Below are 25748 nucleotides of genomic sequence, written 5' to 3'. Positions count from 1 at the left end.
CACCAGGCGGACACCCGCGAGTCAGATGTTGGGCGTCGGGGTGCGGCGCCTGTAACGGTGTAGCCGGGGTGCTTTTCGCGGCGATTTGATGTCAGGGTTGGCGACACCTGGCTTCGGACGGCACTCGATACCGAGCTGCGGCGGTAGGCCGGCCACGTAGTTCGATCGCGCCGCAGCACTCACCGGTCTAAGCTACCGACTTTCTGTCGAGTGAGCATCCACCTACCTGGGTCGCCCGCGCACTCCGTGACCTTGTGGGCCATAACCTTGTGTACGGACCAACCGGCGGACTCTGGTTGGTCCAGGCTCCAAGTGGCCTCATCTGCGACATCGATCATGCGTGCGTCCATTTTGCCGTAATCAGCGTTGAAGTGAAACACGATACGGCCGTCTTTCCCCATGCCGGCGACACGTGACGCGGCATCGGTAATCGCTCGACCTACAAGTTCGAGGGAAGTCCGTGCGCGCTGGGGAAGTTCCTCGCCCCGCTTCAGCCCCGGGATGCGACACACATACACATTGCCAGGCTCGAACCTGTCGAGTGAAATACCATCCTTACCGTCGATGTAGTAAAAGCCTTTGCGGGATGCAAAGCGGGTAGCCACGCCCAGTGCTGCTTGCAGGCCCTCAGCGGTGGCATTCGCTAGCAGTACGTATATTCGATCGCTACGAGAGTCGTCGTAGCCCTCGCCCTCAAGGCTGACGGAAGCCCACTCGGCACACGCATCTGGCGTGTCCCTTAAAGAGCTTGTTTCCTTCATGAAGTCTGGGTCAAGATCTTCGAACAGGATCGGAGCTCCGGCCGCTGAGTGCGCGCTTTTCCGAAGATAGCTTCGGATCTCAGCGTCGCCAAGGGCGAGCGCCTTCTGAACGACTGGGGTCTGGTGCTTGGCAGCGAAATCCAGAAGGGAATTGCCAACTGGGATGACATGGAACGAGAGGGACCTGTCCCAATTCCAATCCTTTGTCAGCCAGTCGACAATGTCTTGATTGCCACGCCCGTCCGCAAGCTCGCGAAGGAGTTCCACACACATGGCAAGAGGCCTACTGAACTGGCGTTTCGCCTGACCACTACCATCCGTGTGATAATTGTCGAGCGCCGCAACCAGGCCCCGAATCCCAGCTTCTGGCTCAAAGGCTACCTGTTCCACGGCAGCGGTGAATTCATCTCCGAGCTCGGAAAGATCCGGATTTCTGTTCGGATACCGACACAGTGCGAGAAATTGCGGCTTACCGCCCGAATACGTAGCGCGCGCGTATCGCACGATACGAACATCGCCTGCAGCCGCCGCTTCTTCTGTAAATCGCGCTTCCTCGGTAAGCTCCCGCCTGAGTCCGGATTCGACCAAGCCAAGTAGATCTCTTTGGTATATGCGATCAGAATCCCAGTCGAAGCTACCACTGGCGGAACAGTGATGGCGTTCGGACTCCATCTCACTGTCCTTCTCGGACTCGGTCAACCACACGATTCCCGGAGCGACTACGAGCAGATCGCCGCCTATGTGATTCGAGCAGTTGCTTTCAGATAGAGTGGGTATCCTATCGTCCGGAGTAAGGCCAACGCTTTTAAATTCTATCTTGGGCTGGTTTTCGATCCTTAAGGTGCGTAAGCACAGGTGATTGGTGACTATCGACGACGGATAGTCAGTCCTTTCTATCTCGACTTTCTCGACACCAGCGTAGAGGTCGCTAGCAAGCCTGACTTTCCATTCGTTAATTGCGTCTTTCCGTCCACCCCATAGGGTCCAGTGGTGTTTCGAATTACCGACTGGCACCCATCTACGCAGCCATCCTTCTTTATTTATCAAACCGATTATCGGGCGACTGAATAGCCACTCATCCAGTAGGTCGTCGTGACGCCAACCCGCACTATCTCCGTTCTTAGAATTTCGCCAATCTGAGTACGGGGGTAGGTATTCATAATCTTCGGGGTATACTTTCCCCCGCTTCACGTCGTCAGCCTTCTTCATTAGACTGCGGACCGATCGGCGCATCAAGATATATCCTAAGGCGAGCGATCCCAATCCCGCCAGCAGGGTAAATCTCTTGAGCAAATGCCAGCCAAGAGCTATGTCGTGAAATTCTGGAAGCAGTGACAATACGGACAGCGCCAAGCCCGCGCCGCTCCACACTAATGGCCAAGCGAACTCTTTTTTGTCGTGATTGAAGAACCAAATGAACCGCCGCCAATACTCCGCGCGCGGATCGTGCTTGCCGAAGAACTTTCTGTGCCACCGCCGTATGAGCTTGATTCGCCGGTTACTTACCATTTCAGAATGCGGGGCGGTCGTCTTAGACACTTACGCTTATACCTCGTCGCCAGTCTGGGGTGAACTTGCATGCTTGAGTGTTCGACCTCGCCCCGTCGAGGCTTCCAGCTGGACCGGAGGTGAGCACGGTCTAACGATACGACGAACGTTACGTGCAGGCAGTGTGGGCTCGGTGCCGCTGACGGTCATGGGGTGCAGAATGCGATCAGACAATTTGGGAGGTAGGACGAATGACTGCTGTCATCAGGTCGTTCACCTGTGGGCGCTGGGGTGATTCATCGAAGAACGAGGACCGGGTGGCAGTTGCCGACCCGTTCTACGCGATCTTCGACGGAGGGACCGCGAAGGGGGCTTTTGTAGGTGATAGCCCAGGCTTGCGAGCTGGGCTGGCCCTGGAAGCGGGCCTTCGAGGAGTGTTGCCTGCTGCCAATGCCCGCGAGTCAATCGATGAATTGACCGCGTGCGTCGCATCTCTTCGGCACGACGATGAACCATCCCCGTTCGCAAGTGCACTGATCTACTCAGCGATTCATCGTGAGGTGTGGGTCGTCGGGGATGGGTGGGTCATGCTTGACGAAGAGGTTCATCAGTTCGGCCATGAAATCGAATTTCGGGCGGCGGGCGCACGCGCCGCACACCTGCGGGCCAGCTTGGTAACGGCATCTGTCGACTCACTCCGCGACCGAGATGTCGGACGTGAGATGATCCTGCCGTTGCTGAAATCCGAGGGCAATCTCGCCAACCTCGACCGTCCAGATTCCCTCTGCTTCGGTCGCATTGACGGCCGACATGTACCTGAACGTTTTCTGCATCGGATACCAGTGTCCAGCACCAGAAAACGACTAGTTCTGGCGAGCGACGGATACCCACAACTGCTTGGATCCCACGAGCAGACCGAGAGCGCATTGCAGGAACGTATTCGGTCCGATCCGATGATGATCGATGATCCCCCTATGACCAAGGGTGTGGGACTTGGCCAGGTGAGTTACGACGATAGGGCGTGGCTCGAGTTGGACGTCAGTTCCTGAACCACCGCTGTTCGTCCTCGGCTTTCGTCGGTCATTTCGCCACCAGGAAAATGGACGAGCTGCTTGGTGTACGCGGTGTACGATCTAGGTGTTTCCATTGTCCGGTGGAGTGGTGTCCAAGTCGACCGATGACCAGGTCGCTACGCTCACGCGGGCGTTCGCGCTCCGTCTGCAGGATCGTCTGCGGCGAGCTGAGCGCGCCGGGGTCGACGTGACGTCGGTGCTCGACGATCACGACACTCTGGCCGATCGCATGATCGCGGCGCTCCCGCTGGGCGACCCCCACGACGGGCTGATCGGCCCGTTCTATGACGTGCAGGGTGTTATTGCGTTCCTGGGCATCACCAAGTCGGCCGTCGTGAAACGGTTGCGCAGCTGCCGGTTGATCGGTTGCCAGCTAGCCGACGCCAGTCGCACCTGGGTGTTTCCCACCTGGCAGTTCGCAGGCGACGCCACCTTGATCGACGGGATGTCGGAGGTGTGGGCGGTACTGGCCGTCGACGCAGACCCCTGGACGGCCGCAGCATGGATGTGCAGTCCGAACTCGGGTCTTGACGGGGGCACGCCGGTGACGTGGCTGACCAATGGCCGAAGCATCGACGAGGTGCTCGCGGCGGCCCGACGCGTGACCGCCCGGTGGAGTGCATGAAACGGCAAAGCCCGTATCAGAAACCGCCGGCACCACCGCTCGACCCATTTCCGGTCACCGAGCTCACCACCGACATCGACCTCTACCTGCCATCGCAACAGCCGTGGATCGTGGTGGTTCAGCGGCACCGGAGATGGGCGTTTCGACCTCGCCCCGCCACGCGGCACCTGTTACCTGGGGCTGAGCGAGGTAGCCGCGGTGCGAAAAGCGATCGGCCCTGAGCTCATCGAGTTCGGTTACATCACGGCCGAATTCGCTGGTGGCAGACAGGTGTCGCGGCTGCGGCTGCCCCGGGACCATCCCGTCGCCAATAACACCGCGCCGTCGGCTGCGGAATTCGGGGTCCCCCGAGAGCTGTGCACGATGACGCCGTACGACGTGCCGCAACAGTGGGCGACGGCGTTGGCCGGTGTCGCCGATGGCATCCGCTACGAGACCCGCTTCAGTCCCGATCCCGAGGCGATCGCGGTCGCCATCTTCGGAGAGATGGGTGACGCCGGGTGGCCCGGGGCGCCACATCGGGAGTCGGTCAGCCTGACGGTCGCGGCCCGACGGTGCGGTATCGAAGTGCGGCGGCCGCCGTCGGCGGTGACCATCGTGGAGCCGCTGGCTTGAGCGGTTCTGGCCGGTTGACACAAAGCTCAGTGTGGTGTTATAATCCGCGCGATTCCAACGCACTGGACGGACGGCCGATGAGTGACCTGCTGGAGTACGAAATTGTCCAGGAGGCGATCAGCACGCTGATGGCGCGAGTCGCGGCTGAAGTGCAGACTGAGTCCACCCGTGTCGACCTGGTACGCCTTCAAGAGGTGCGTACCCAACTCGATCCGTCGATGCCGCAGACAACTCGAATCGCTCGGCGGCTACTGGAAACCCAGTTTGGGAAAGTCTGAGCGGGCCGCGAGTCCAGGGCCCGCGCCGGTCGCCTCGACCAAAAGCCGGTTGTATCGCCGATGACTATCGACGCGGACGCGGTCTTCGACGATTCAGTCGTTCCGCTGATTCTCCGTGATCCATCGCCCGCCTCGGGCACCCCGGAGATTCATTTCTACGGGGGCCGGGAGCGGGAAATCAGGAATCCTCAGGACTGTTCGCATATGACAGGCTCCTGACTGTCGATGACCAGCAGGCTGCCGACGTTACTGAAGAGGCTACGGGCCAGTTCGTTGAATTGGCGATTGCTTGTCGATCGAGCACCATGTTCACGCGAAGATTGAGGGTTCGGAACTCGGAACAATTACTATCGACCCTGCCTGCACCTGATCGCTGTGCATCAGTATCAGAGCAGGTTTCGAATTCTTGCTCGATACTGCGGCGCTTGGCGATAACCGGATACGGTCGTTACACGACCAGAGCTGCTCATGATCGCGCCTATTCGGTACAAGAGGACGTAGTCGGAAGGTTCTTCGACTATCAAATGCTTTACGAAATCTCTCTCAACAACGGCAACCAGGAGTTCGTCACGTCATGTCCAATGGTGAGCGATAGGAAACATGATTTCTTAGCCCATCTCAGAGAAGACTGCTGGGACCCCCGGGAAGTGTCAAGCGCCAGCCTTGACACTTACGGAGTAGCAGCCTCCGTCGTCGTGGTAGTCGTCGTCTCCTCAGTCGTGGTCTCGGTGGTCGGCTCCTCCGTCGTTGTCTCAACCTCCGGAGTCGTGGTTTCGACGGTCGGTTCCTCGGTGACCGGCGGTGCCGGTGCCTCGGTGGTTTCGGTGGTTTCCGTGGTTGTCGGTGTGCTGGTCTCCGGAAGGGCCCGCCACGAGGCGGACGCGACGGTGGTCGGGGTGCCGGGGCCGGCAGGGCTGAGCGGTGTCAGCGAAACGGTCCAGACTCCGGCGCTGTCGGTGGCCGAGGCGACCTGGGAGCTCAGCAGCGCCGACGTCGATACCTCGCGGGCGACGGAGTCGCTGCAGGTCAAGGCGAGTCGAGGTGCGGTCGAGGGTTCGGCCGGCACCGTGCAGGTCACCGAGCGGCCGTCCTTGTCGAACGACAGGCTGCCGATCTGTTCGCCGGCTCCGGTGAAGGTGGTCGGTGTCGGGCGTGGCGCCTCGGTGGAGGTCGCCTCCGATGCCGCGGTGGGTGGTGCGGCCGCCGCAGCCCGGGACTCGCCGGCTGCCGTCGACTCTCCGGAGGTGTCAGCTGCGGAAGCATCGGACGAGCCGCTGACCTCCGGGTTGTCGCCGTTCTCCTCTGCGCGCGCCTGGACGTCGTCGGCGGCCTGGGTGCTGCCGGCTGCGGCGAGACCGTTCTGGGCAGCTTGTTCGTCGGAGCCGGCGGTGAACGGCACGTTCAACGTTGCGGGTGTCGGGAGTGCCCCGCTCTGCGGTGGCAGGCCGGCGAGGTTGAGCACGTTGCCGACGGTGCGGGTGAACATCTGCGCGGTGTCGACGTTGATCAACGACAGCGCAGCCGTCGCCCGTGCCGCGGTCGGATCCGCGGCGGGCGCAACGACTGTGGTGTTGTTGACGACGGTGACATTCTCGGTGTTGTAGGCGACGCGCACCACCTGCCGGGTCTGGTATCCGGGCCAGGTGGTGCCGACGATCCGATAGCCTCCGACCGGCGTCGCCGCGGGCGGTGCCAGCGGGTTGCCGCAGCTGCACACCGCACGGGGTACACCTGCGCCGTCGACGAGGATGGGTGTGCCCGCCTGCAGCACCGACTGGAACGCGTACGCGGTCTCGCTGTGATAGGTGTGGTTGGTCACCCAGGTGTCGGCGGTGAGCACCACCGGCGTGAGGGTGTTGAGGTAGTAGGGGATGTCGCTCGGATTGATCCCGAAGACACTGGCCCAGGCTCGGGCCGACGTCGGATCATTGGCCAGGGAATTACCCAGTGCGGCAACGTCACAGCTTGCGGAATTGCCTGCGCCGTACAGGCCTGCCTGGGTCCCGTTCACCGTGCGGACCCCACGGTTTTGCGCGCCGCGCTCGGCGGCCATCCGAATCCCATCGGGCAGCTGACGATTCGTGAGCGCAACCGACGGGGTGAACGGGTCCTCGGGGGTATCGCCCACGCCGAACAGACGCAACGCGGGCGTCAGCGGGTTGCCGTCCTCGGACTTGACGGTCAGGACGATCAGTGTGCTCAGCACCAGGACCAGCACCGCGGCGATCGCGCCGAGGATCAGAGTCAGGTTGCGGCGCTTGTGCGTCGCCGCGGCGGGCGAGGGCATCGGGGGATAGGGATTGGGGTTACCGGGGTAGGTCATCGCTCGGCTTTCTCTGGCGCACAGTCGTCTCAGAAGGTGCCGAGGCCGAGCGTGATCCCCCGAAACTCTTGTCTCACGCCCGATAACCGTCGCCACGGCGGTGTGCGCTGATCGAAACATCGGATTTGCGATCACACAACCGGTATGGGTTCAGTGTGGTCAGATTCGTATCAAAGGATGAACGGTGGGGTAGTCAGTTTGGGTGAACTCTGGCCGGAGGCTCCGTCTGTTGTGGTGATACGTGCAGGTTCGCCGCATGTCTCGCCGTCACGTGTTCGACGTCCGTCCGGTTGGTGCGGACGTTCCGCGGAACGCCGGAAGAGGGCGTGAACTCCGCCAGCCACCCGAACAGCGGTCGGGCCGGAGCCGTCGATTTGGCCGGGATGAGGCCGATCGGGCTCATGATCGGTGGCAGGGACTCGGGTACGAGTGGTTTGCTGATGATCTGATCGTCGTCCACGGGTGTGGCGGTTCGCCATGCGTCGCCGAGATGGACCAGCGCAACGAGGGTCCCGTGATCGGTCATCGCGGCACCCACCTCGATGTCGAGGGCTCCGGCGAGCGCGAGAAGTACGCACTCAAACTCGCGGGCCGTTGCGCTTCCGGCTTTCAGCACGGCGGCCGCCGGTCGGGGCGCGCTGGTGGCGGATCGGTCGATACTGACCAGCTCTTCTAAGGCGGCGCGGAGAGTGACCACGCGTGTTTCGTCGTCGCCGGTGCCGCTCAACACTTCAGCGATCGGCAGCAGCTGCGGTTCGGGTGTGATCTGCGGCAGCAGATCCGAGAGAAGACGTTTGCGTTTGCCCTGGACGCGGGTTCGGACACGCCCCTGTTTGGTGACCACCGCTGTCGGCGGTGACAGCCGGCCGATGAGGTCGCGAGCCTCCTCGATGGCCGATGACTCGGCGAACTGCTGAGTCTCGGGAAGGTCGACGGTCGCGTTCTGGTAGGCGACATCTCCCTGCCGCGCATACAGGATCAGATCGGCGGCGAGCGAGGCGGAACGGGTCGAGCGCGGCACGGGCAGATCGATGTGCCGAGGAACGGTCGGTGTTCGTAGTTCCGCATGCGCTGTGCCGTCGTTGCCGATGACCACCAGGTGGGCCTCGGCCGGTGCCGTGTCGAGCGTGACGGAGGTGTCGTTTGCGGGTCCCAACTCCAGGTGTGCCCGGCTGTGTATCAGGTGCTCGAACTCGGTGCGCGGGAGATCGACTCCGCGGGGCGGCGAGTTGATCCGATCCGGGTCCAGGAAGTCGGCACCACGCGCCCGCCGCCACAGGAGCGGCACCCGCGTGCGGCGCGCATCGGGCTCCTGAAGATGCTCGAGGAACCAGAGCAGTCGTCCACTGCCGCGCCGTGGCTGTGGTGTGAGGTGCCACCAGGTGAGGCGGCGGGCGAGGTCGCCGGCGACCACCGGCTGCCAGGTGCCGAAACCGATGTAGCCCAGCGCGGCAATCCAACCCAGGTAGCGCGGCAGCGCGTCGACGGCCCGGACCAGTTCCGACCGTGACATCCCGGCACCCGATACCCGCAGCCGGTCGGGCGTCGACAGTGCCGCCGCGGCCGCGGCCGCGCAGAACCGGGAGCCGAAATCGTTGTCGAGCCGACGATTCAAGGTCGGCGTCGAGGCGAGGGTCTCGTCGACCCACTGCGTGTAGGTCTTCGGATTGACCGGCCACTCACTCATGGCCGGTACCTGGTTGGCGATCGCCGCGATGACGATGTGCTCGGCGTCGGTCGCGTCCACAGGGGTGGGCAGTGTGGACAGGTGGGCGTGCAGATTGCACGCCGCGTCCACCCCGACCATGAGGCGGGTGGTCAGCGCGCCCAGCTCGGTCACCCGGAGGCCATCGTCGGTTTCGTCGATCAGCCTGTGGCGGATGAGTTGGTCGAGAACGCCGGTGAGGTCGCGACGTTCGCTGGTCTGGGCGTACGCGTAGGTGCCCTCGTACCAGAGTTGCGCATCGTCGCGGTGGGCGATGCTGCCGAGGAGGATCTCGGCGAGCACGGCGTCGGCGAGCTGGTCGACGAGCCGGCTGTTCACGCGGTACCCGGCGACAAGTCTTCTCCGCCAGGCGAGTTCCTCGTCACGCGGCACGAGGATGAAGCCGAAGCCCTCGGATTCGTGGCCGGCGCGGCCTGCACGGCCGAGCATCTGCTGGGCCTGACTGGTCTCGAGCTCGGACATCCCCAGCGTCAGGTCACGGATGATGACCGAGCGGGCCGGTGTGTTCACCCCGGTCGAGAGGCCGGATGTTGCCACGAGGGTGTCGATCTGTCGCGCATTGAATGCCGCCAGCGCCCGCTGGGCCTTCGGGGCGTCCCGAAAATGGATGCCGACGCCCCGCGGAAAGGTCTGTTCCACCAGGGCGTCGTCCTCGACGCCGCGGTAGCGGACCCCGGCTTGCAGGCCCGCGGTGCGTCGGACCGCGTTCTTGCTGCCGCAGAAGATCAGCACACTGCCCGCCGTGGCCCCAGATGATGTGGAATCGGCGCCGTCGTCGGACAACTCGTGCATGAGTTCGGTCAGGGCCTCGTCTTTGGCCTCCTCATCGGCCCACGGTCTGCCCGAGGATTGTGAGTCATAGGTGACGAACTGGGTGATGAGGTTGGTGGGTCGCCAGTTGACCGTGATGAGCTGAGCGTTGAACCAGGCGGCGAGTTCGTCGGCATTGGCCGCCGTCGCCGACAGCGCGACGATCCGCGTGCGTTCAGCCGACGCCCGCAGACGCGCGAGCAGCGACTCCAGGGTGGCGCCCCGTTCGCGGTCGCCCACCAAGTGGACCTCGTCGACGATCAGACAGCCGACAGTGTCCAGGAACGATCTCAATGATGAACGGCGGTAGAGTGATTCGAACTTCTCAGTGGTCGCGACCCATAGTTGCGCGGTGCGGATACGTTCGCTGGACAGGTTCGTCTCGCCGGTCAGCTCGATCGAACTGATGCCGTGATCGCGCCAACGGGCGGCGGTCGCGGCCACTTCGGCAGCCAGAGCGCGCGCCGGCAAGAGCCACACCGCCGGTCGCTTCTCGAGGAGGATCGAGCGGAGCGCGGCGACCTCGCCGATCAGCGTCTTCCCGGAACTCGTCGGCGCCACGACCATCACATGGCCCGAGGTGCTCAGCACCGTCGGAACGGACTTCGACTGCAGCGGGTTGAGTCGATCGAACCGATCCAGGTAGGGGAGAAGCGGCGGCGGAATCAGGGTCGTCGTCGGAGTCCATGTCTCCTCGCCCGCGGTGACCCGGTCCTGGCTGTCGATCATGAGGTCGAAGCCCGCCTCGAACGCCTCGACCAACTGCGGTGCGGTGTGCACCGTCCCCGAGTTCTCGTTGACCTCGAGTTCCTTGCGCGTGAAGTTCGTCGAATGGTTCAGGACGCGGTCGTCGGCCAGTAGGACCTTCTCGTGCAGGTTGCGGACGGTCACCACACGAACGCCGGCGCTGCGGAGGCGGCGCAGGGCCGCGTCGTTGGAGGCTTCGGGTCGGGCGAGCACGATGACGTCGACGCGGCGTCGGTGCGCGGCGATCGTGTCGTCGAGGAGGGTGCGTGCCGGGTCGGAGGTGTCCCACCACGGGACCTTGATCCACAGGCGATCCTTGGCCGTGCCGATGAACGTCCGCAGCCTGCGGTAGAGCGTGGCATCGATGCCGCTTTCCGCCGAGTAGCTGTCGACGTACTCGCTGCCCACCGACGCCTCCTGTCCCATGTCTTGCTCATTGAACTGCGGGGCGTCGGGGATTGCAATTGGCGGTGGTGGGGGTGGGTGCCGGTGTCAGTTTGAGGATGAAATGTCATTCAAACGGGTGTAGGTGCATTCCCAATATGGCGGCAAAGGTCGAAAATCAACAGATGCGCCGCTGAATGTCGGGCGGAGCTTGCGATCACCACGGAGTGAAGGGTGACGTCGGTGACAGGACAGAGCGGAGGACTGGTCGAGGTCCTCACGCATGGCGTGAGCGGCACCGAGATCTCGACCGTCCTGGACACGACGAGGGTGAAGGCCGTCCCGAACCCGAATGCGAGTCCGCACTCCAAGGGAGAGTTCGCGGCGTGTGCGGACCAGCCGCAGCATGTGGCAACCCACGGGCACGAACGAATCGCCTATCGGTGGGGCGGGATGACCTCCGGCCTGAAAGTGCAGGCGATCTGGGCGTTGTTTGCGCCGTTCGCACTGGTGAACGTGGCGTCGTGGATGGTTCCCGACCCCAAATCCAGACGATTCACGGTGTTGGTGGAAATCCTTCGCGCGCTGTTCCGATTGATCGGATTGGCTCTGACAGCAGTTCTCATCGCGCAGATCACCTACATCGTGGCCGATGCGCTCGCCAGTCAATGCCAGCAGTTGACGGTGGGCGATCACTCGTCGCGGTGCTGGACGTGGTTGGGAAACGACTGGTGGGGCGCTCACAATTCGGCGCTGCGTGCGTGGGCCGTCCTCGCTGTGCTGCTCGTCATCTTCGGGGTGGGTGCGTTCGTGTCGCTGTGGCGGGACAACGACCACGACCTGCGCGCTGAAGTGACGGGATCGAAAGCAGACTCGAAGCGAACCTATGTGGAGCGGTTTCGGGACCGGGTCGCCGAGAACCGCCCACCGTCGGCGATCGACGATGGCGGCTGGCAGCCGCCGGCCATCGCAGCGGACGATTTCGTCCGGCCCTTCGACGGACGCGCCACGTTCCTGCTGACCACCCATGCCATCGTGGGCATCCTGACGGCCGCATTCATGGTGGGTGGCGGCAGGTTGGACAACGGGCTGCAGTGGACTGTGCTGGTCCTCATCGGCATTGCCGCGCTGGTCACCGCAGCCTGCAACGATCCCCGTGCCTCCGGCGGTCGGGACCGGTTCGGCGGCCCGAACTCGACACTCCCGCTGCTACGCCGCATGTGGTGGGCGTTCACGTCGTGGCGGTCGGCCGGATGGGTGGCCGCCAGCTTCCTGATCCTGTGGTGGATCTGCGCATGGACGCTGCCGGGGCGTCTCGACAGCGCCCTGAACAGTCAACGCGCAGATTCGGATTCGGCGATTCATTCGATCGGCGGGTCGAACGTCATCGGCGCCGCGCTGGTGGTCGCGGCAGTACTGCTCGCAGCGGCGATCGTGGTGACCGCCGCGATCGTTCTCTTTCGGGGGCAACAGCAGTCACCGGTCGCGCCCTGGCTTCGGGGCTGGCATGCTCCGCTCGTGGCAGCGCTCGGCGTGCTCCTCGGTTCCGGCGCCGGCGTCGCGCTGAGCCAACTCATCATCGGTGCTGTCGTCACGGATTCGAGGCCCGCGGCGGCGCCGACGAACATTGTGGCAAAGATGTGGACGTCGGTGGTTCAACTGCTGTCGGCAGGTGCGCTCGACGACACGAACATGGTGACCCCCAGACCCTATGCGGCCATCACGTGGATGTGGGGCATGGCGGCGATGGTCAGTGCCGGGCTGATCGTCGTCATTGTGAGCGTGGCGATGCTCATCCCGCGGCTCACCGGGCGTGATGCGTTCGTGCTGTGGGCGCCCAGGGTCACGATGGCGCGGGTCCTTCGCGTGAGGCGGACGCGTGGGCCGGTGTTCCGGTGGACCCTCGCGGCCGGCAAGTCGATGATCCCGGGCCTGGTGGGGATCTATGCGACCGCGGCGATGGTCTCGGCCGTCGTGGCGCAGTTCTCCCCGGGCTGGGTGGCGGAGACTGTCTGGATTCAGACACTCGGCATCCTGGTGCTGGTGGTGCTGGCGCTGTTCCTGCTGCGGTCGGTGTACAACGCGGCGAAGAGTCCGAAGAAGAACGGGCGCAGCCTCGGCGTGATCTGGGACCTCGCCTCGTTCTGGCCGCGCGAAGCACACCCTCTCGTGCCGCCGGCCTATGCGCCGCGAGCGATTCGCGATCTCGAGGCCTACGTCAAGAACCGGCTGAACGACGGCGACCGGGTGATCCTCGGCGGACACAGTCAGGGTTCGCTGTTGATGTATGCGGTCGCGTGCCGGCTGGTGTGGATGGCCAAGGCCGAGCAGATGGCCAGGGAAGAACACCAGGAGACGACCGCGCCCGGGGACGACGTCGACCAACGAGTCGAACCGCCCCGGATCGGATTGCTCACCTACGGTTCGCAACTCGGCTGGGCCTATGGTCGCGCGTTCCCGACGGCGCTCGGGCACACCTCGCACGTGGCGCTGCGATCGATGCTCAAGGGGCGCTGGATCAACATGGTCCGGTTCACCGACTACATCGGCGACGGGGTGTTCTGCCATGTGGGTCGTCGGGGGCTGACGACGTATGTGGGTGGGGACATCGTGAGATCGCCGCAGAGTGGGGCGGACACCGTCGCCGACGGTCCGTGCTTCGAGTTGACCACTGCGGTCGACGACGGCCAAACGGTCAGCGAGGTGTGGCTACCGGATCCGTCGCCGGGCGACGACCCGGAGTCGGTGACCCGCCAGCATTCGGCCTACACCTCCGATCGGACCTGGGATGTGTGGATCGACAAGCTGTGGCCGCCGCCTTCTGCGATGACCGCCGACGCCGACAACGTCGGAGACGAAAGTTTAGGACAGCGAACAGAATTGACAGCGGTGATGACCATGCCGGCACCCGAGGGTGAGTCGTCGGATGCTGCTGGACGCAGCCGAACGGCGCCCGTCGATCCATGACCTGTGAGGACATGCAGACCATGGTGTGTCGCGGGTGCTGGTGGGGTAGCCGCCACCGGAAATGTAGTAGCGGACTACCTACGACAACGTGACTCATGTGGTGCACGGTGAACAATGTGCGGAACACGCCGCGCCCCGAGCCCAAGGAGCCTGGCATGACTTCGTCACATGGCCGTCGACGGGTGCCCTGATGAGCGGCGATGCGGCACAGTCCGGCTCGCGCCGCTTGCAGGCGATCGACCGGTTGCCGCTGCCGTACTCCGAGGCCCTGCGCCTGCGGGCCGCCGGAATCGGCGACGAACTGATCGCTTCCATACTCGGCGTCGACATCGAGGCACTGCCGGGCGTATACGCCCTGGCCGAGGACAAGATCGCGGCGATCCTCGACAATTCCGGGCGACCGTCGGCGTAGGTCGCGAAGATCTCCGGAACCCCGATGCCCGCGCCACCGCCGCCATATCCTGAGATGGTGGACGGGTGGCCGCTGGTCGGTCGCGACGAGGAAATTCGACGCATCTGCGACGCGGTCGGCGGCCGTGACGCGTCGGGGATAGTCCTGTCGGGTACGGCGGGCGTCGGCAAGACGCGGTTGGCCCGCGAATGCGCCGCCCGCGCCCGCAGCCATGGATTGGTGTGCCGGACGGTCACCGCCACCGCCTCGGCACGCTCGATACCGCTCGGCGCGTTCGCCGACTACGCGCGATCGTTGGGTCCCGACCTGCTCGACCGCATCACCGACGTCGCCGACGCGGTCGCCGAGGCGTCCGAGCGGGTGCTGCTGATCGTCGACGACGCGCACCTGCTCGACGATCAGTCGGCGCTGGTGGTGGCCCAGCTCGTGCGGCAGCGCCGGGCCGCGCTGATCGTCACCGTCCGCCAGGGCGAGACGGTGTGCGACGCCGTACGGTCACTGTGGAAGGACGACATCGTACCGCTGCTGTCGATCCAGCCGCTGTCGGTGGCCGACGTGATCACCCTGGCGGAGGCCGCGCTCGGCGGACAGGTGGATTCGGCCAGCGCGCAACGATTCTGGCAGCACACTCACGGCAACATTCTCTATCTGCGCCAACTCCTCGTCGACGAGCGCGCCGCCGGGCACATCCGTGAGATCGGCGGAGTGTTCGTCTGGGAAGGCCGGCCGCAGGTGTCGGCCACCCTCGCCGACCTCGTTGCCGCCTCAATCGGCCGACAGCCTCCGGCGGTGCTCGATGTGGTCGACACTCTCGCTGCCGCAGGCATTCTGGATCTTCAGGTGCTGGCCGACATCTGCGGGGCCGACGCCGTCGACGCCGCGGAGATCGCGGGCATGATCCTTGTCGACACCGACGACGAGTGGCAGACCGCGCAGTTGGCACACCCGCTGTACGGGGAGGTGCGTATGGCTCAGCTGCCGACCCTTCGAGTCCGTGGACTGCGCGGCCGGATCGCCGACGCCCTGCGTCGCCAGTCCGAATCGTTGTCACCGGTCCAGAAGGTGCGACTGGCCGTGCTGAGCGCACAGTCCGACACAGCCGTCGCGGTCGACGAATTGGTCGTCGGGGCCCGCGCCGCTGTCGATCTCCTCGACGCCGACACTGCCGAGACGCTGGCCCGCGCCGCAGTCCGCCGCCAGGACTGCCCGAGGACCCGGTGGACGCTGTACTTCGCCCACATCAGCGCGGGACACCTGGCGGGTGCCCTACAGGTAGCCCGCGAAATCCGGGAGCGGACAACCGATCCCGGCGAACTGACCCTGATCGCCCTGCGGATTGCCATGGTGGCCGTCAGCTACGGCGAAATGGTGACCGCCGAGGAAGAGTTGGCCCGGGTGTCGCAGGCCGACAGTGCCCGCCACGGGTACGAGCGGCTGTACCAGTGCGCGCAGGGGTCGGCGCACACCATGCGCCGCGAGTGGCAGGCCGCGATCGACACGTTGACGCCCATCGCGGAGACCTCCACGCGGAAGGGCATATTCGCCGACCACTTCGCCATTCTCGCACTCATCCTGTCGCTGGCAGCGGTGGGACGGATCGATGCCACCCACGCCCACTTCGACCGCGCCTGGAACGTGGCCCGCGCGCTGCCCACCGAGTCCAGCTACGGCCTGGCCCTGACCTACGCGATCGCGCTCGAGATCGGCGGATACCTTGATCAGGCCCACCAGCTCGCCGATCGGATCCAGCCGCTCTCGGCCGATCATCCACGCACCCTCGCCGTCCGAGCCGAAACCTTCGGCAAGATAGCCGACGCCTGTGGAGACCTTGCCGTCGCGCAACGATGGCTGCGTGAGGCGGGCGCCCGGTTCTCCACCATCGATTTCAAGCTGCTCTCCGGTATCCGACTGCGCCCCTTCCTCATCGGTCCGAAGGAAGACACCGACTGCCTGCCGGCATCGTTCGTCGGACCCACCTCCGCACCCATGTTCTACGCATTCGAGGTGCCGATGACCGACGGATGGAAACGGGCGGTGCAGGGCGACCTCACCCACGCCATCGAAGCTCTGAACGTCGAATCCGAAGCGGCACAACGCAGCGGCGCATTGGGCGTCGAGGTCATGCTGCGTCAGGAAGCGGTGCAACTGGGTTGCCGCGCCGAGGCCGACCGGCTGACGGAGCTCACCCGGCTGGTGGACGGACCGCGCGTGCACGCCGCGGCCAAGCATGCCACCGGCCTTGCCGCCGTCGACGCCGACCAACTCATGGATGCCGCCGCCGGCTACGAGGCGTTCGGCGACCGGGTCGCCGCTGCTGATGCTGCGGCGCAGGCCGCGTGCGTGTTCCGGCACGAAGGGCGGCGCGGCGCCGCGATGACCGCGACGGCGATGTCCGACCGGATCGCCGAGATGACCGGTGCGTGCACGCCGGCGCGCAAGGCGAACTCGGCGGTGGTCCCGCTGACCATGCGCCAACGCGAGATTCTCGAACTGGCGGCGACGGGGTTGTCGAACCGGGAGATCGCGCGTGAGATCGGCATGTCAGTGCGCACCGTCGAAGGCCACATCTTCCGGGCCTCACAGCGCACCGGCACCGCCAACCGTCACGAACTCATCGCGGTGCTGCGTGGGCAGCCGGAGTGAGGCGCGGTCTTCACGTCCGTCCTCCGAACCGCTCCCGCAACGCCCGCCGATCCACCTTCCCCGGCCCCCGCGTCGGCAGCTCCGTCAGCTCGATGACCTCGCGTGGCGCGGCATAGCGATCCAGTCGTTCGGTCACCGTGCCGCGGATGTGTTCGGCGTCGACTGTGCCTGTGCCGGAGGCGACCACGAAGGCGACCACCTGCTCGCCGAGACGTTCGTCGGGCAGGCCGACGACGGCGCACTCGGCGATGGACGGGTCGTCGAGGATCACGGCCTCCACCACCTGGGGCACGATGGTGAGTCCGCCACTGCTGATCGCTTCGTCGGCGCGACCGAGGATGGAGAGCGCACCGTCGTCATCAACGGTTCCGAGGTCGTCGGTGCGAAACCAGCCGGGCTCGGCGAAGGCCGGATGGTCGGGGCGGTTGCGGTAGCCGAGGGCCACCATCGGTCCGCCGAGGATCACCCGGCCGACGCCGTCGGGGTTGGGGTGTTCGATCCGGATGGTGACACCGTTCAGCGGAACGCCGTCGTAGACGCAGCCGCCGGCGGTCTCGCTCATGCCGTAGGTGCGGGTGATCGGTATCCCGGCGTCGATTGATTTGCGCAGCAACGGAATCGGGGTGGCGGCGCCGCCGACGAGGAGCGAATCGCACTCACGCAGGGCGGCGGTGGCGCGCGGGGAGTCGAGGACCTTGATCAGCTGGGTCGGGACCAGCGAGGTGTAGCGGCGCGGGCCGTCGAGGGTGTCGAGGGCGTCGGCGAAGGCATCCGGATCGAAGCCGTCGCCGACGTCGAGGACCGTCGGGGTGAAGCCGGAGGCCAAGGCGCGCAACAGGACCTGTAAGCCGGCGATGTGGTGCGGGGCGAGTGCCAGCAGCCAGTTGCCGGGCCCGCCGAGCCGGTCGGCGGTGGCCTGCGCCGAGGCGGTCAGACTTGCGGGTGTGTGCTGGGCACCCTTGGGGACGCCGGTGGTGCCCGAGGTGGAGATGACCAGCGAGATGTCGTCGTCGATCGGTTCGTCGACGCCGAGGGCCTCACGCAGGATGGCGGCCTCGCGTGGAACGTCGGGGACCGGGACGTAGGCGGCCGAACCATCGAGGATCGCCGAGAGCTCGGCGCGACGGTCGAGCACGTCGGGCCGGGTGGGGAGGTGAAGGGCGCGAAGGGTCTTCAGGACTCATCTCCGGCAGGGTCGTCGGGTTCCGTCGGCGGATTATTGGGTTCTCTCGGCGGGATCTGGGGTTCTGTCGGCGGGATTTTGGGTTCTGTCGGCGGAGGTGGGGTGGCGGGGGCGAGGGGGGAGTCGTCGAAGGGCCAGCCGGAGGCCTCGAGGTGTTTACGGACGCGGGTGACGTCGGCCTCGTGGGGGAGTTCGTGGGTGACCTTGGTGATCTTCACCCCGGCGTCGATCTTGGAGATCGGCTCGGGCGGCGGGGCGGACTCGGCGATCAGGTCGGCGGAGACCTCCTCGATCTCCTCCTCGGTCAGCTGACGTCGGAGCAGCGCGACGAGCGGAATGTAGTCGGCCTGCGGCACGCCCTCGGGGTAGCCGGCGCGCAGCCACTCGATGATTCGTTGGAGAAACTGCGGTCGATCCATGGCTACACCCCCCTTCATTCCGACAGCAAGACACCCGATGACCTGCTGCGATTGTATTCGCTGCGTTGGTGACCGTCAGTTGGCGCTCGACGAGGCCAGCGGCCATCCGACGGCCGCGAGACGCGAGGCCACCTGATTGATCTCCTCGGGAGTCGGCTCGCTGTCGGTCACACCGGCGATCGCTCCGCCGATCTGTTCCTCGGTCACCGGCTCCTTCACGCCGTATTCACGGGCGAGGTGCAGCGCGACGGTGGTGACCTCCTGCTCGTCGAGCACGCGGGTCAGCAATGCCATCAACGGCGGGAAGTCGGTCCGAGAAACGCCTTCGGGATAGCCCTTGCGAATCCAGTTGATCGCCGACTCGAACAACGGGGTGCCTTCAGCCATGGATGTTGATGCCTTCGATAGACGTTGTGATCGGCACTACTTGTACGCCCCGGACGGGAAGATCTGGATGTCGAAGTAGTAGAGGATCGTCTGTCGGGTGATCCACAGCAGCCCGAACGCGATGGCCGCGATGACGATCGCGAACAGCACATAGGCCGCGGCACGCAGCGCCGGATTCGGAGCGGCCACCCTTCCGTCGGCGTTCTGGCCCCCTTGACCTGCCGCCATCAAGCGGATGCCGATCGCGAACACGGCGGGCAGACCTGCACCGAACAGCAGGCCGATCACCAGGACCTTGAGGATGGATTCGAGGATGTCCATGACGATGTCCTTTCAGGTCCGTCAGGCGGTCGGCGACTTGGTGGTCGGCGCCTGGGCCGGGGGCTGCGGCGTGTCGGCGGCCGGGATGATCGAGTTGGTGGACTCGTCCCAATCGGCGTTGACGTTGGCCGCGTTGACCTTGTTCTGCTGTGCGCGCCAGTACATGTACGACGAGGCCGCGATCAGCAGCGCGAAGATGACGATCGAGCCGACGACGTCGCCCATCAGGTGTCCGAGGAAGTAGCAGATGGCGCCGACGAGTCCGGCAGCCGGAAGCGTGGTGACCCAGGCGACGACCATGCGACCGGCGACGGCCCAGCGAACCTGTGCGCCCTTCTTGCCCACACCTGAGCCGAGGATCGAACCGGTGGCGACCTGCGTGGTCGACAACGCCATGCCCGCGGCGCTCGAGGTGAGGATGATCGCCGCCGACGATGCCTCCGCGGCCATACCCTGCGGCGAGGTGATCTCGACGAGGCCCTTGCCCAGGGTGCGGATGATGCGCCAGCCACCGAGATAGGTGCCCAGGGCGATGGCGGCCGCGCAGGAGAAGACGATCCACACGGGTAGGCCGTGACTGACCGAACCGGCGTTGAGGTGGCCCGAGGCGATCAGCGCCATCGCGATGACACCCATCGTCTTCTGCGCGTCACCGGTGCCGTGGGCCAGGGAGACCAGCGAGGCGGTGACGATCTGGCCCGAGCGGAAGCCGCTCTCCTTGCGCGACTCCAGCACTTTGGCGGTGATCCGGAAGACCAGCCAGGTGCCGCAGGCCGCGACCGCACAGGCGATGAACGGCGACGCCAGCGCCGGGACGATGATCTTCGACATGATGCCGTGCCAGTTGATGCCGCTGGTGCCGAGCGCGGCGATGCCCGAGCCGATCAGACCGCCGAACAGGGCGTGCGACGAACTCGACGGCAGGCCGAACAGCCACGTGAAGAGGTTCCACAGGATGCCGCCGATCAGGCCGGCGAAGATGATCATCAGCGCTGTCGTGGGAGACAGGCCGGAGACCAGGTCGCCCTTGTCCGGGCCGGACGTCTGCTGGATGTTCAGCACGTCCTTGGTGATGGTGGCGGCGACCTCGACGGAGAGGAAGGCGCCGACGAGGTTCAGAATGGCCGAGAGCCCGACCGCGACCTTCGGCTTGAGTGCCCCGGTGGCGATGGAGGTCGCCATCGCGTTTCCGGTGTCGTGGAATCCGTTGGTGAAGTCAAAGCCGAGTGCCGTGATGACAAGCAGCACAAGGATCAGCATCTCGCCGGTCATGCTCATAATCATGCGGGCTGGCCGGTCTCAAAACCTAAAAATCGGCTGTCCGATTTGACCGATACGAGCTGGGAGTTTCTCGCGCGGCGACAGCTGTTCATCCAGTGTTCATGTTGTCGCACTCATCGCGCTGCAAAATGTGCCCGCGCCGTTATCCGAGGCGTCGCCGGGACGAGGCATTTCGACCGGCGACGACCTCAGCTTTCAGTCGTGCGCGTTGTAGATCGCTTCGGCGAGTTCGAGCTTGAGTTGCTGGAACTCCTGTGTGGCGATCACCTGCGGCGAGCGCACCCCGTCCGGGCTGTCGCCGGGCAACTCGATCCGCCGGTCGATGATGACGCGTCCGGGCCGGGCGCTCATCACCAGCACTCGCGTCGAGAGGAACACCGCCTCCTCCACTGAGTGTGTGACGAACACGATGGTCTTGCGTTGTCGCCGCCACATCGACAGCAACTCCACCTGCAGTTTCTCCCGGGTCAGTGGGTCGAGTGCGCCGAACGGTTCGTCCATCAGGATGATTCGCGGATCATTGACCAGTACCCGCGCGATCTGGGCGCGCTGCTGCATGCCGCCGGACAGCTCGTACGGGCGTCGTTCGCCGAAGTCTTTGCATCGGGGCTCTGGCGGGCAGGATGACGTGGGTGATCACCTGGATGCGGGACGCGCCCAGGGCGCGAGCTTTTATGTAATCGGTTTCGACGCCCATGATTCCGGACATCGTCGCGATCGTGATTGCCGGAAACGCCCCAGACACAGCAGCCAGATCTTGGAGCTGTCACCCCGGGCGAAGATGCGCTGCAGGCCCCGCACATCGTCCTACTAACGGTAGGATGACCATATGGCCAAAGAGAAGGTCTCTGTGACCATCGACCATGCGGTGTTGGCGACTGCCGACGCTGACGCGAAAGCGGCGGGTTTGAATCGTTCGGAGTTGATCGAACGGGCTCTGCGTAACGAACATCTTCGGGTTGCTCTGGCGAGTTACTCGGCCAGCACTGTTCCCGCCTTGCGTATCGACGAGTATGCCGAGCTGATCTATCAGACAAATCGGTCCGGAGACTTGTGATCACACCCGGAGACGTGGTGCCCAGACGTGACACCGACCGCGAGATCTATGTTGCAGTCCTGTCCAACTCCATTCATCTCGCCGCCGACACCGGGCGCGCAATAGTGTGCCCCTACATTCCGGGTCCCGTGCCGCCGAGTGCGATGGCGATGGTCGTCCCTGTGCGCCGGCCGGAAGGCGTGGTACTCCCTGAGCTTGTCCAATGGCTTCCGGTCGTGGCACTCGACGACCCTATCGGCAACATTGGTTCCGACGCGCTGGCGCAGACTGTTGCGCTGATGACCGCGCTCGTCACCTGACGGACCACTCGGCGGCTTGTCGACCGGCGTACGGTCACGATGGTCGGCACGATTCCGCCCGTTTGGTCGTGACCTGGTGGGAGCGATCAACGATTCTGTCGAGACCGCCGAACTCGCCGCGAACCACGAGGAGTAGAGCGTTTCGCTCCCGGGACCGTGAGCATGCTGTGGCACGCGCGAGGTGGCGGCCGGCGAGGGCGCGGTCAGCGAGGCGATCGCCATCGTGCTGTCGGCGGCTGAACGTTTGCCAGAGTGGCAGGACGGTTCGCCCAGGCCCTTCGCGACGCCAACGGCACGGACCTGGTTTCGGTGTCGCGGCAATTTGCGCAGATGGGTCATCTCGTCGCAGCCCTCGATGCTACGCACACGTCGCACTCGTGTTTCCGCCGTCGAAGAACTCCCTGATCTTCTCCCGCGCCACCGGTGAATCAGATTGCAGTGGCACGCTACTGAGTCCCTTCTCGCGAACCGTGACGACGATTCCTTTGTGGGTCGTCCGGCCCGCAGCCACCGAGAGGAGTTCGAAGATGTTGAAGAGGCTGTTTGTCGTCGCGGCCGCGACGGCAGTCGTGTCCGTGCCATTCGCCGGAGCCGCGTGGGCCGACACCTCCAGCGGGCTGGGTGCAGGTGGTATCCCGGGCCACACCGGCGAGGTGATAGGTGCGGTCAACCCCGACTACAACCCGGACGGCGGCCCCCTTCCTCCCGGCGACGTGACCTCCGGTGTCGCAAAGCAGGACGGCAACACCCCGGGGGCCTTCGGCGAGTCGCTCGATGGCTTCTTCGGAGGCGCAGGTATCCCGACCGACTATGGCCCGACGCCGCCCGGATTGGGCCTCAAGGTGTTCACACCTGGGTGCGGCCACGGCGCTCACGCAACCGACAAGGCCGGATCGATTCCCGACAACGCGTGCTACTGACCGGAGCGTCGGGTGGCGGCAGCGGTTGTGTGCGGGGCCTGCGGCACCTCCCTGCGCACCGGGGCCCGGTTCTGCGACCGATGTGGCGCGCCGACCGGGCTTCCGTTGAGCCCGCGGAGTACAAGCAGGTGACGGTGCTGTTCGCAGATGTGGTCCGGTCGATGGGGTTGGCTGCGGTGCTCGAGCGGAGCGCTTCCGCGAGGTCATGACCGAACTTGCCAAGCAGTCGGCGTCGGTGGCCGAACACTATGGCGGGAGCGTGGAGTACACCGGGGGCGGCGTGATGGCGTGTTCCGCGCGCCGCTGGCGTTGGAGGATCACGCTGTCCGCGCCTGCCTGGCCGCCATGGACATCCAGCGGCGGGTCGAAGCGTTGGCCGCCGAGGTGGATCGCCACGACGGTGTGGAACGGCGGCTGCGGCTGGGGGTCAACTCCGGGCGGGTGATCGTCGGTGAGATCGGTTCGGGCTCATTGGGTTACGGCTCGGTCGGGGGGCCCGGTCCGGTTCGCCCAGCGGATGGAGTCGGTGTCGCCGCCGGGTGGGGTGCTGTTGTCGGAGTCGACCGCGCGGCTGGTCGAACACGTGGCCGTGCTCGCGGAACCGGAGCGTGTTCGTGTCAAGGGTGTCGACGGGCCGGTGTGTGCGCCGGCTGCTGGCGATCGGCCCGTCGGAGATGGCGCTCGCGCGCACCGACACCACCTTCGTCGGCCGACGCGGGGAGATGGCGGCCCTCGATGCGCTGATGGATCGGGCGATGGGTGGCCGCGATGCTGTCGAGCACGTGATCGGCCCGCCGGGCAGCGGCCCGCCATCAGAGCCGCCCTCAATCGGTAGCGATCGAACGCTCGGGTAGGACTGTGACGTCGGCAACCGCTGTGGAAGAATCCGACCATGACTGCTGCGATGAAGCTTGGAATGCCGATCAACTACGCGGGCGACTTCCGCGAGACGATCAACAACCTCACCGATTACGAGGCGGCCGGCGTCGAACGCATCACCGTCCCCGAGGCGTACAGCTTCGACGCGGTCAGCCAGCTCGGGTACATCGCGGCCAAGACCGAGAAGATGGAACTGCAGACCGGCATCCTGCCGATGTACTCGCGCACCCCCACCAACCTGGCGATGACCGCCGCCGGGCTCGACTACATCAGCGGCGGCCGCACCGTGCTGGGCATCGGTGCGTCGGGGCCACAGGTCATCGAGGGCTTCCACGGCGTCAAGTACGACTACCCGGTCGGCCGGGCCCGCGAGCACGCCGAGATCTGCCGCATGGTGTGGCGCCGCGACAAGACCGACTTCCAGGGCAAGCACTACAGGCTGCCGCTCGACGAGGAGCACGGCGGTTCCGGTCTGGGCAAGCCGCTGAAGATCATCAACCACCCGCTGCGTGAACGCATCCCGATGCTGCTGGCCGCCATCGGCCCCAAGAACACCGAACTCGCTGCCGAGATGTTCGAGGAGTTCCAGCCGATCCTGTTCCACCCGGAGCAGATCGAGGCCGCGTTCGGTGAGGCCCTGGCCGCGGGCAAGGCCAAGCGGGACCCGTCGCTGGGTGAGCTGGGCATCGTCGTGCAGGCCACCGCCCGCGTCTCCGACGATGCGCAGGAGATCGAGAAGGCGAAGACGCTGGTGCGTCATCACGCTGCGCTCTACATCGGCGGCATGGGTGCGCGCGGCAAGAACTTCTACAACACCCTCGCGCAGCGCTACGGCTACGTCGAGGAGGCCAAGCTGATCCAGGATCTGTACCTGGACGGCAAGAAGGCCGAGGCTGCCGAGGCCGTGCCGGCGGATCTGGTGAACTCGATGTCGCTGATCGGCTCGCGCTCGGAGGTGGCCGAGCGGGCTGCCGCGTTCCGCGAGGCCGGGGTCACCTGCCTGCTGGCCTCGCCGGTGGCGGAGACGCACAAGGAGCGGGTGGCCGACATGGAGGTTCTCAAGGAGATCTTCGGCGGATAGTCGACGAACCGGGGTCCCGCGCCACCAACCCCGAGGTTTCGATTCGCCGTGTGGTCGCATCGCGGGCCAATCGGTACCGCGCGCAAGACATCGGCCTTGGTAGATGGCGTTTCCGATGGGAACGTGCGGGGTGATCCAGCCTGGCTGACCCCGATGATGCCAACAACCCGACTTCCCCACGGACCTGACCAACCCGTCGGTGTGGTCGGTCGTGCGCAAGACAGCACGCTACTTCTCGCGTGACCAATGCCCGATCTCGCCGCGGCACTGACCGACTACGCGGCATTGTCGCTCTTCCCCCGCGTTGCCGGCACGGTGTCGCTGCTGGCTGCTGGCTGCTGGCTGCTGGCTGTTGTCGGTGAGGGGTGAAGACCACCGACACGGTCCTGCAGATGATCGACGACGTCGGCGCCTTGGCCGTGGACACGTCGCGCGGCCCGATCGAGCAACTGGGCTCCGCGCCGAGCGCGTGACGTCGTCGTCGGTCGGCCGGTGTGGTCAGCTTCGGGGTTGGCGGCTCTTCTCATTGTTGGTGCTTAGAACGGGTTCTCGTGGTCACGAGATTAAGTGGGGAGCAAGGTCGTGTGATGCGGGTGGTGTGTCTGGAGATGTACGTTGGCCTGCAGCGTGAGTGTGAAGGTTCCTACGCCCACATCCGAAGGCCGACTGGACCCGTGGCGCAGCGTAGTGCGTCCGCGGCATCGCACTCGGCTTCCGCAACCTAAGCCACTACAGTTTGCCGTCATTGGCATCGGCGGCCGCCCACACTGCGGTGGCGCCGAGTTCCGTGGCCAGTTCGGCCAGCGTCTCCGAGTAGCCGGAATTCGCCACGCGTACCTCGTGGCCCAAGGCGGTGAGATGGCGCGTCAGCATTTCGCCGATGAATCCTGCTCCGATGATCCCGATCTGCACGACTGCACCTTTTGTTCGACGATGTGTTAGTAGTCGCGTAACGCGCAGATCCGCCGGGTTCAATCCGCTTTGGCCGATGGGCGATGAGCGACTCAACCGGGTTTCGGCTCGTGATCAGGCGGTCCGCTCACCGTTCGGAGGCCTCCCGGCCGGCACC

Annotated in this window: 22 protein-coding genes and 3 pseudogenes; 14 read left to right on the top strand and 11 right to left on the bottom strand. The window is 65.2% G+C overall.

What is annotated here, in order from left to right:
• Window positions 1-179 precede the first annotated feature (179 nt).
• Window positions 180-2300 (bottom strand): hypothetical protein, encoded by a 2121-nt coding sequence (locus tag ACVT6V_RS26905; protein WP_489897114.1) that lies wholly within the window; start codon window positions 2298-2300, stop codon window positions 180-182.
• A 200-nt stretch (window positions 2301-2500) separates the two neighbouring features.
• Here ACVT6V_RS26905 and ACVT6V_RS26900 point away from each other — a divergent pair, with 200 nt between their 5' ends.
• The 4 genes from ACVT6V_RS26900 (at window position 2501) to ACVT6V_RS26885 (ending at window position 4840) form a co-directional block, all read left to right on the top strand.
• Window positions 2501-3298: a hypothetical protein gene (locus tag ACVT6V_RS26900; RefSeq protein ID WP_489897113.1), complete on the top strand. Its 798-nt coding sequence runs from the start codon at window positions 2501-2503 to the stop codon at window positions 3296-3298.
• A 112-nt stretch (window positions 3299-3410) separates the two neighbouring features.
• Window positions 3411-3947: a hypothetical protein gene (locus ACVT6V_RS26895; protein WP_489897112.1), complete on the top strand. Its 537-nt coding sequence runs from the start codon at window positions 3411-3413 to the stop codon at window positions 3945-3947.
• A 198-nt stretch (window positions 3948-4145) separates the two neighbouring features.
• Window positions 4146-4562, top strand: a complete 417-nt coding sequence (locus ACVT6V_RS26890) for a hypothetical protein (protein ID WP_489897111.1) — start codon at window positions 4146-4148, stop codon at window positions 4560-4562.
• 77 nt (window positions 4563-4639) lie between these two features.
• A complete protein-coding gene (locus ACVT6V_RS26885) occupies window positions 4640-4840 on the top strand; it encodes a hypothetical protein (protein WP_489897110.1) in 201 nt (66 codons plus the stop codon).
• Window positions 4841-5510: 670 nt separating this feature from the next.
• Here ACVT6V_RS26885 and ACVT6V_RS26880 read toward each other — a convergent pair.
• Both ACVT6V_RS26880 and ACVT6V_RS26875 read right to left on the bottom strand, forming a co-directional pair.
• On the bottom strand, window positions 5511-7163 hold the full coding sequence (locus ACVT6V_RS26880; RefSeq protein WP_489897109.1) for a DUF6777 domain-containing protein: 1653 nt from the start codon (window positions 7161-7163) through the stop codon (window positions 5511-5513).
• A gap of 193 nt (window positions 7164-7356) precedes the next feature.
• Window positions 7357-10872 (bottom strand): DEAD/DEAH box helicase, encoded by a 3516-nt coding sequence (locus ACVT6V_RS26875; protein ID WP_489897108.1) that lies wholly within the window; start codon window positions 10870-10872, stop codon window positions 7357-7359.
• 201 nt (window positions 10873-11073) lie between these two features.
• On the opposite strand from ACVT6V_RS26875, the gene ACVT6V_RS26870 reads away from it, so the two are divergent.
• The 3 genes from ACVT6V_RS26870 to ACVT6V_RS26860 all read left to right on the top strand — a co-directional run bounded on the left by ACVT6V_RS26870 (window position 11074) and on the right by ACVT6V_RS26860 (window position 16852).
• Window positions 11074-13797 carry a hypothetical protein gene (locus tag ACVT6V_RS26870; protein ID WP_489897107.1) on the top strand — a complete coding sequence of 908 codons (2724 nt, stop codon included), beginning with the start codon at window positions 11074-11076 and terminating at the stop codon, window positions 13795-13797.
• 190 nt (window positions 13798-13987) lie between these two features.
• On the top strand, window positions 13988-14209 hold the full coding sequence (locus ACVT6V_RS26865; protein WP_489897106.1) for a hypothetical protein: 222 nt from the start codon (window positions 13988-13990) through the stop codon (window positions 14207-14209).
• A 57-nt stretch (window positions 14210-14266) separates the two neighbouring features.
• Window positions 14267-16852: a LuxR C-terminal-related transcriptional regulator gene (locus ACVT6V_RS26860; RefSeq protein WP_489897105.1), complete on the top strand. Its 2586-nt coding sequence runs from the start codon at window positions 14267-14269 to the stop codon at window positions 16850-16852.
• Window positions 16853-16862: 10 nt separating this feature from the next.
• On the opposite strand, the gene menE is transcribed toward ACVT6V_RS26860, so the two are convergent.
• The 7 genes and pseudogenes from menE to ACVT6V_RS26825 form a co-directional block, all read right to left on the bottom strand.
• A complete protein-coding gene (gene menE / locus ACVT6V_RS26855) occupies window positions 16863-17987 on the bottom strand; it encodes an o-succinylbenzoate--CoA ligase (RefSeq protein WP_489897104.1) in 1125 nt (374 codons plus the stop codon).
• A 38-nt stretch (window positions 17988-18025) separates the two neighbouring features.
• Window positions 18026-18454: a DUF3349 domain-containing protein gene (locus ACVT6V_RS26850; RefSeq protein WP_489897103.1), complete on the bottom strand. Its 429-nt coding sequence runs from the start codon at window positions 18452-18454 to the stop codon at window positions 18026-18028.
• Window positions 18455-18529: 75 nt separating this feature from the next.
• Window positions 18530-18841, bottom strand: coding sequence for a DUF3349 domain-containing protein (locus tag ACVT6V_RS26845; RefSeq protein ID WP_489897102.1), 312 nt, complete (start codon window positions 18839-18841; stop codon window positions 18530-18532).
• Between the two features lie 36 nt (window positions 18842-18877).
• The gene (locus ACVT6V_RS26840; RefSeq protein WP_489897101.1) at window positions 18878-19162 is read right to left on the bottom strand and encodes a hypothetical protein; all 285 of its coding nucleotides are present in this window, start codon (window positions 19160-19162) and stop codon (window positions 18878-18880) included.
• Window positions 19163-19183: 21 nt separating this feature from the next.
• Complete coding sequence (locus tag ACVT6V_RS26835; protein WP_489897100.1) at window positions 19184-20434, bottom strand: inorganic phosphate transporter; 1251 nt, start codon at window positions 20432-20434, stop codon at window positions 19184-19186.
• Between the two features lie 204 nt (window positions 20435-20638).
• Window positions 20639-21040: pseudogene (locus ACVT6V_RS26830) on the bottom strand (ABC transporter ATP-binding protein); the annotation flags it as partial.
• The gene (locus ACVT6V_RS26825; RefSeq protein WP_489901031.1) at window positions 20961-21140 is read right to left on the bottom strand and encodes a hypothetical protein; all 180 of its coding nucleotides are present in this window, start codon (window positions 21138-21140) and stop codon (window positions 20961-20963) included. The gene ACVT6V_RS26825 and the pseudogene ACVT6V_RS26830, both read right to left, overlap by 80 nt.
• 132 nt (window positions 21141-21272) lie before the next feature.
• Between ACVT6V_RS26825 and ACVT6V_RS26820 the strand changes: the two genes are divergently transcribed.
• The 7 genes and pseudogenes from ACVT6V_RS26820 to ACVT6V_RS26790 all read left to right on the top strand — a co-directional run.
• Window positions 21273-21500, top strand: a complete 228-nt coding sequence (locus ACVT6V_RS26820) for a ribbon-helix-helix protein, CopG family (protein WP_489897099.1) — start codon at window positions 21273-21275, stop codon at window positions 21498-21500.
• Window positions 21497-21799: a toxin gene (locus ACVT6V_RS26815; RefSeq protein ID WP_489897098.1), complete on the top strand. Its 303-nt coding sequence runs from the start codon at window positions 21497-21499 to the stop codon at window positions 21797-21799. Before ACVT6V_RS26820 ends, ACVT6V_RS26815 begins: the two co-directional genes overlap by 4 nt.
• Window positions 21800-22326: 527 nt before the next feature.
• Entirely contained in the window at window positions 22327-22719 is a 393-nt protein-coding gene (locus tag ACVT6V_RS26810; RefSeq protein WP_489897097.1) for a hypothetical protein, read from the top strand.
• 12 nt (window positions 22720-22731) lie between these two features.
• Entirely contained in the window at window positions 22732-22851 is a 120-nt protein-coding gene (locus tag ACVT6V_RS26805) for a zinc-ribbon domain-containing protein (RefSeq protein ID WP_489897096.1), read from the top strand.
• Between the two features lie 482 nt (window positions 22852-23333).
• Entirely contained in the window at window positions 23334-23573 is a 240-nt protein-coding gene (locus tag ACVT6V_RS26800; RefSeq protein WP_489897095.1) for a hypothetical protein, read from the top strand.
• A gap of 38 nt (window positions 23574-23611) precedes the next feature.
• The gene (locus tag ACVT6V_RS26795) at window positions 23612-24679 is read left to right on the top strand and encodes an LLM class F420-dependent oxidoreductase (RefSeq protein ID WP_489897094.1); all 1068 of its coding nucleotides are present in this window, start codon (window positions 23612-23614) and stop codon (window positions 24677-24679) included.
• Window positions 24680-24802: 123 nt separating this feature from the next.
• A pseudogene (locus ACVT6V_RS26790) lies at window positions 24803-25149 on the top strand (YihY/virulence factor BrkB family protein); the annotation flags it as partial.
• A gap of 262 nt (window positions 25150-25411) precedes the next feature.
• Here the strand turns inward: ACVT6V_RS26790 and ACVT6V_RS26785 are convergent.
• A pseudogene (locus ACVT6V_RS26785) lies at window positions 25412-25591 on the bottom strand (NAD(P)-binding domain-containing protein); the annotation flags it as partial.
• Window positions 25592-25748: the final 157 nt, after the last annotated feature.

It is taken from the genome of Gordonia sp. LMA167, from assembly GCF_058130025.1.
The sequence above is the reverse complement of the archived record's forward strand: the minus strand, read 5'-3'. Positions and strand labels throughout refer to the sequence as shown.

Coding starts and splice junctions, on each gene's coding strand:
- ACVT6V_RS26835 (WP_489897100.1), bottom strand. CDS start 20,434: ATGACCGGCGAGATGCTGATCCTTGTGCTGCTTGTCATCACGGCACTC.
- ACVT6V_RS26795 (WP_489897094.1), top strand. CDS start 23,612: ATGACTGCTGCGATGAAGCTTGGAATGCCGATCAACTACGCGGGCGAC.
- ACVT6V_RS26850 (WP_489897103.1), bottom strand. CDS start 18,454: ATGGATCGACCGCAGTTTCTCCAACGAATCATCGAGTGGCTGCGCGCC.
- ACVT6V_RS26845 (WP_489897102.1), bottom strand. CDS start 18,841: ATGGCTGAAGGCACCCCGTTGTTCGAGTCGGCGATCAACTGGATTCGC.
- ACVT6V_RS26885 (WP_489897110.1), top strand. CDS start 4,640: ATGAGTGACCTGCTGGAGTACGAAATTGTCCAGGAGGCGATCAGCACG.
- ACVT6V_RS26900 (WP_489897113.1), top strand. CDS start 2,501: ATGACTGCTGTCATCAGGTCGTTCACCTGTGGGCGCTGGGGTGATTCA.
- ACVT6V_RS26880 (WP_489897109.1), bottom strand. CDS start 7,163: ATGACCTACCCCGGTAACCCCAATCCCTATCCCCCGATGCCCTCGCCC.
- ACVT6V_RS26810 (WP_489897097.1), top strand. CDS start 22,327: ATGTTGAAGAGGCTGTTTGTCGTCGCGGCCGCGACGGCAGTCGTGTCC.
- ACVT6V_RS26875 (WP_489897108.1), bottom strand. CDS start 10,872: ATGGGACAGGAGGCGTCGGTGGGCAGCGAGTACGTCGACAGCTACTCG.
- ACVT6V_RS26840 (WP_489897101.1), bottom strand. CDS start 19,162: ATGGACATCCTCGAATCCATCCTCAAGGTCCTGGTGATCGGCCTGCTG.
- ACVT6V_RS26825 (WP_489901031.1), bottom strand. CDS start 21,140: ATGGGCGTCGAAACCGATTACATAAAAGCTCGCGCCCTGGGCGCGTCC.
- ACVT6V_RS26865 (WP_489897106.1), top strand. CDS start 13,988: ATGAGCGGCGATGCGGCACAGTCCGGCTCGCGCCGCTTGCAGGCGATC.
- ACVT6V_RS26820 (WP_489897099.1), top strand. CDS start 21,273: ATGGCCAAAGAGAAGGTCTCTGTGACCATCGACCATGCGGTGTTGGCG.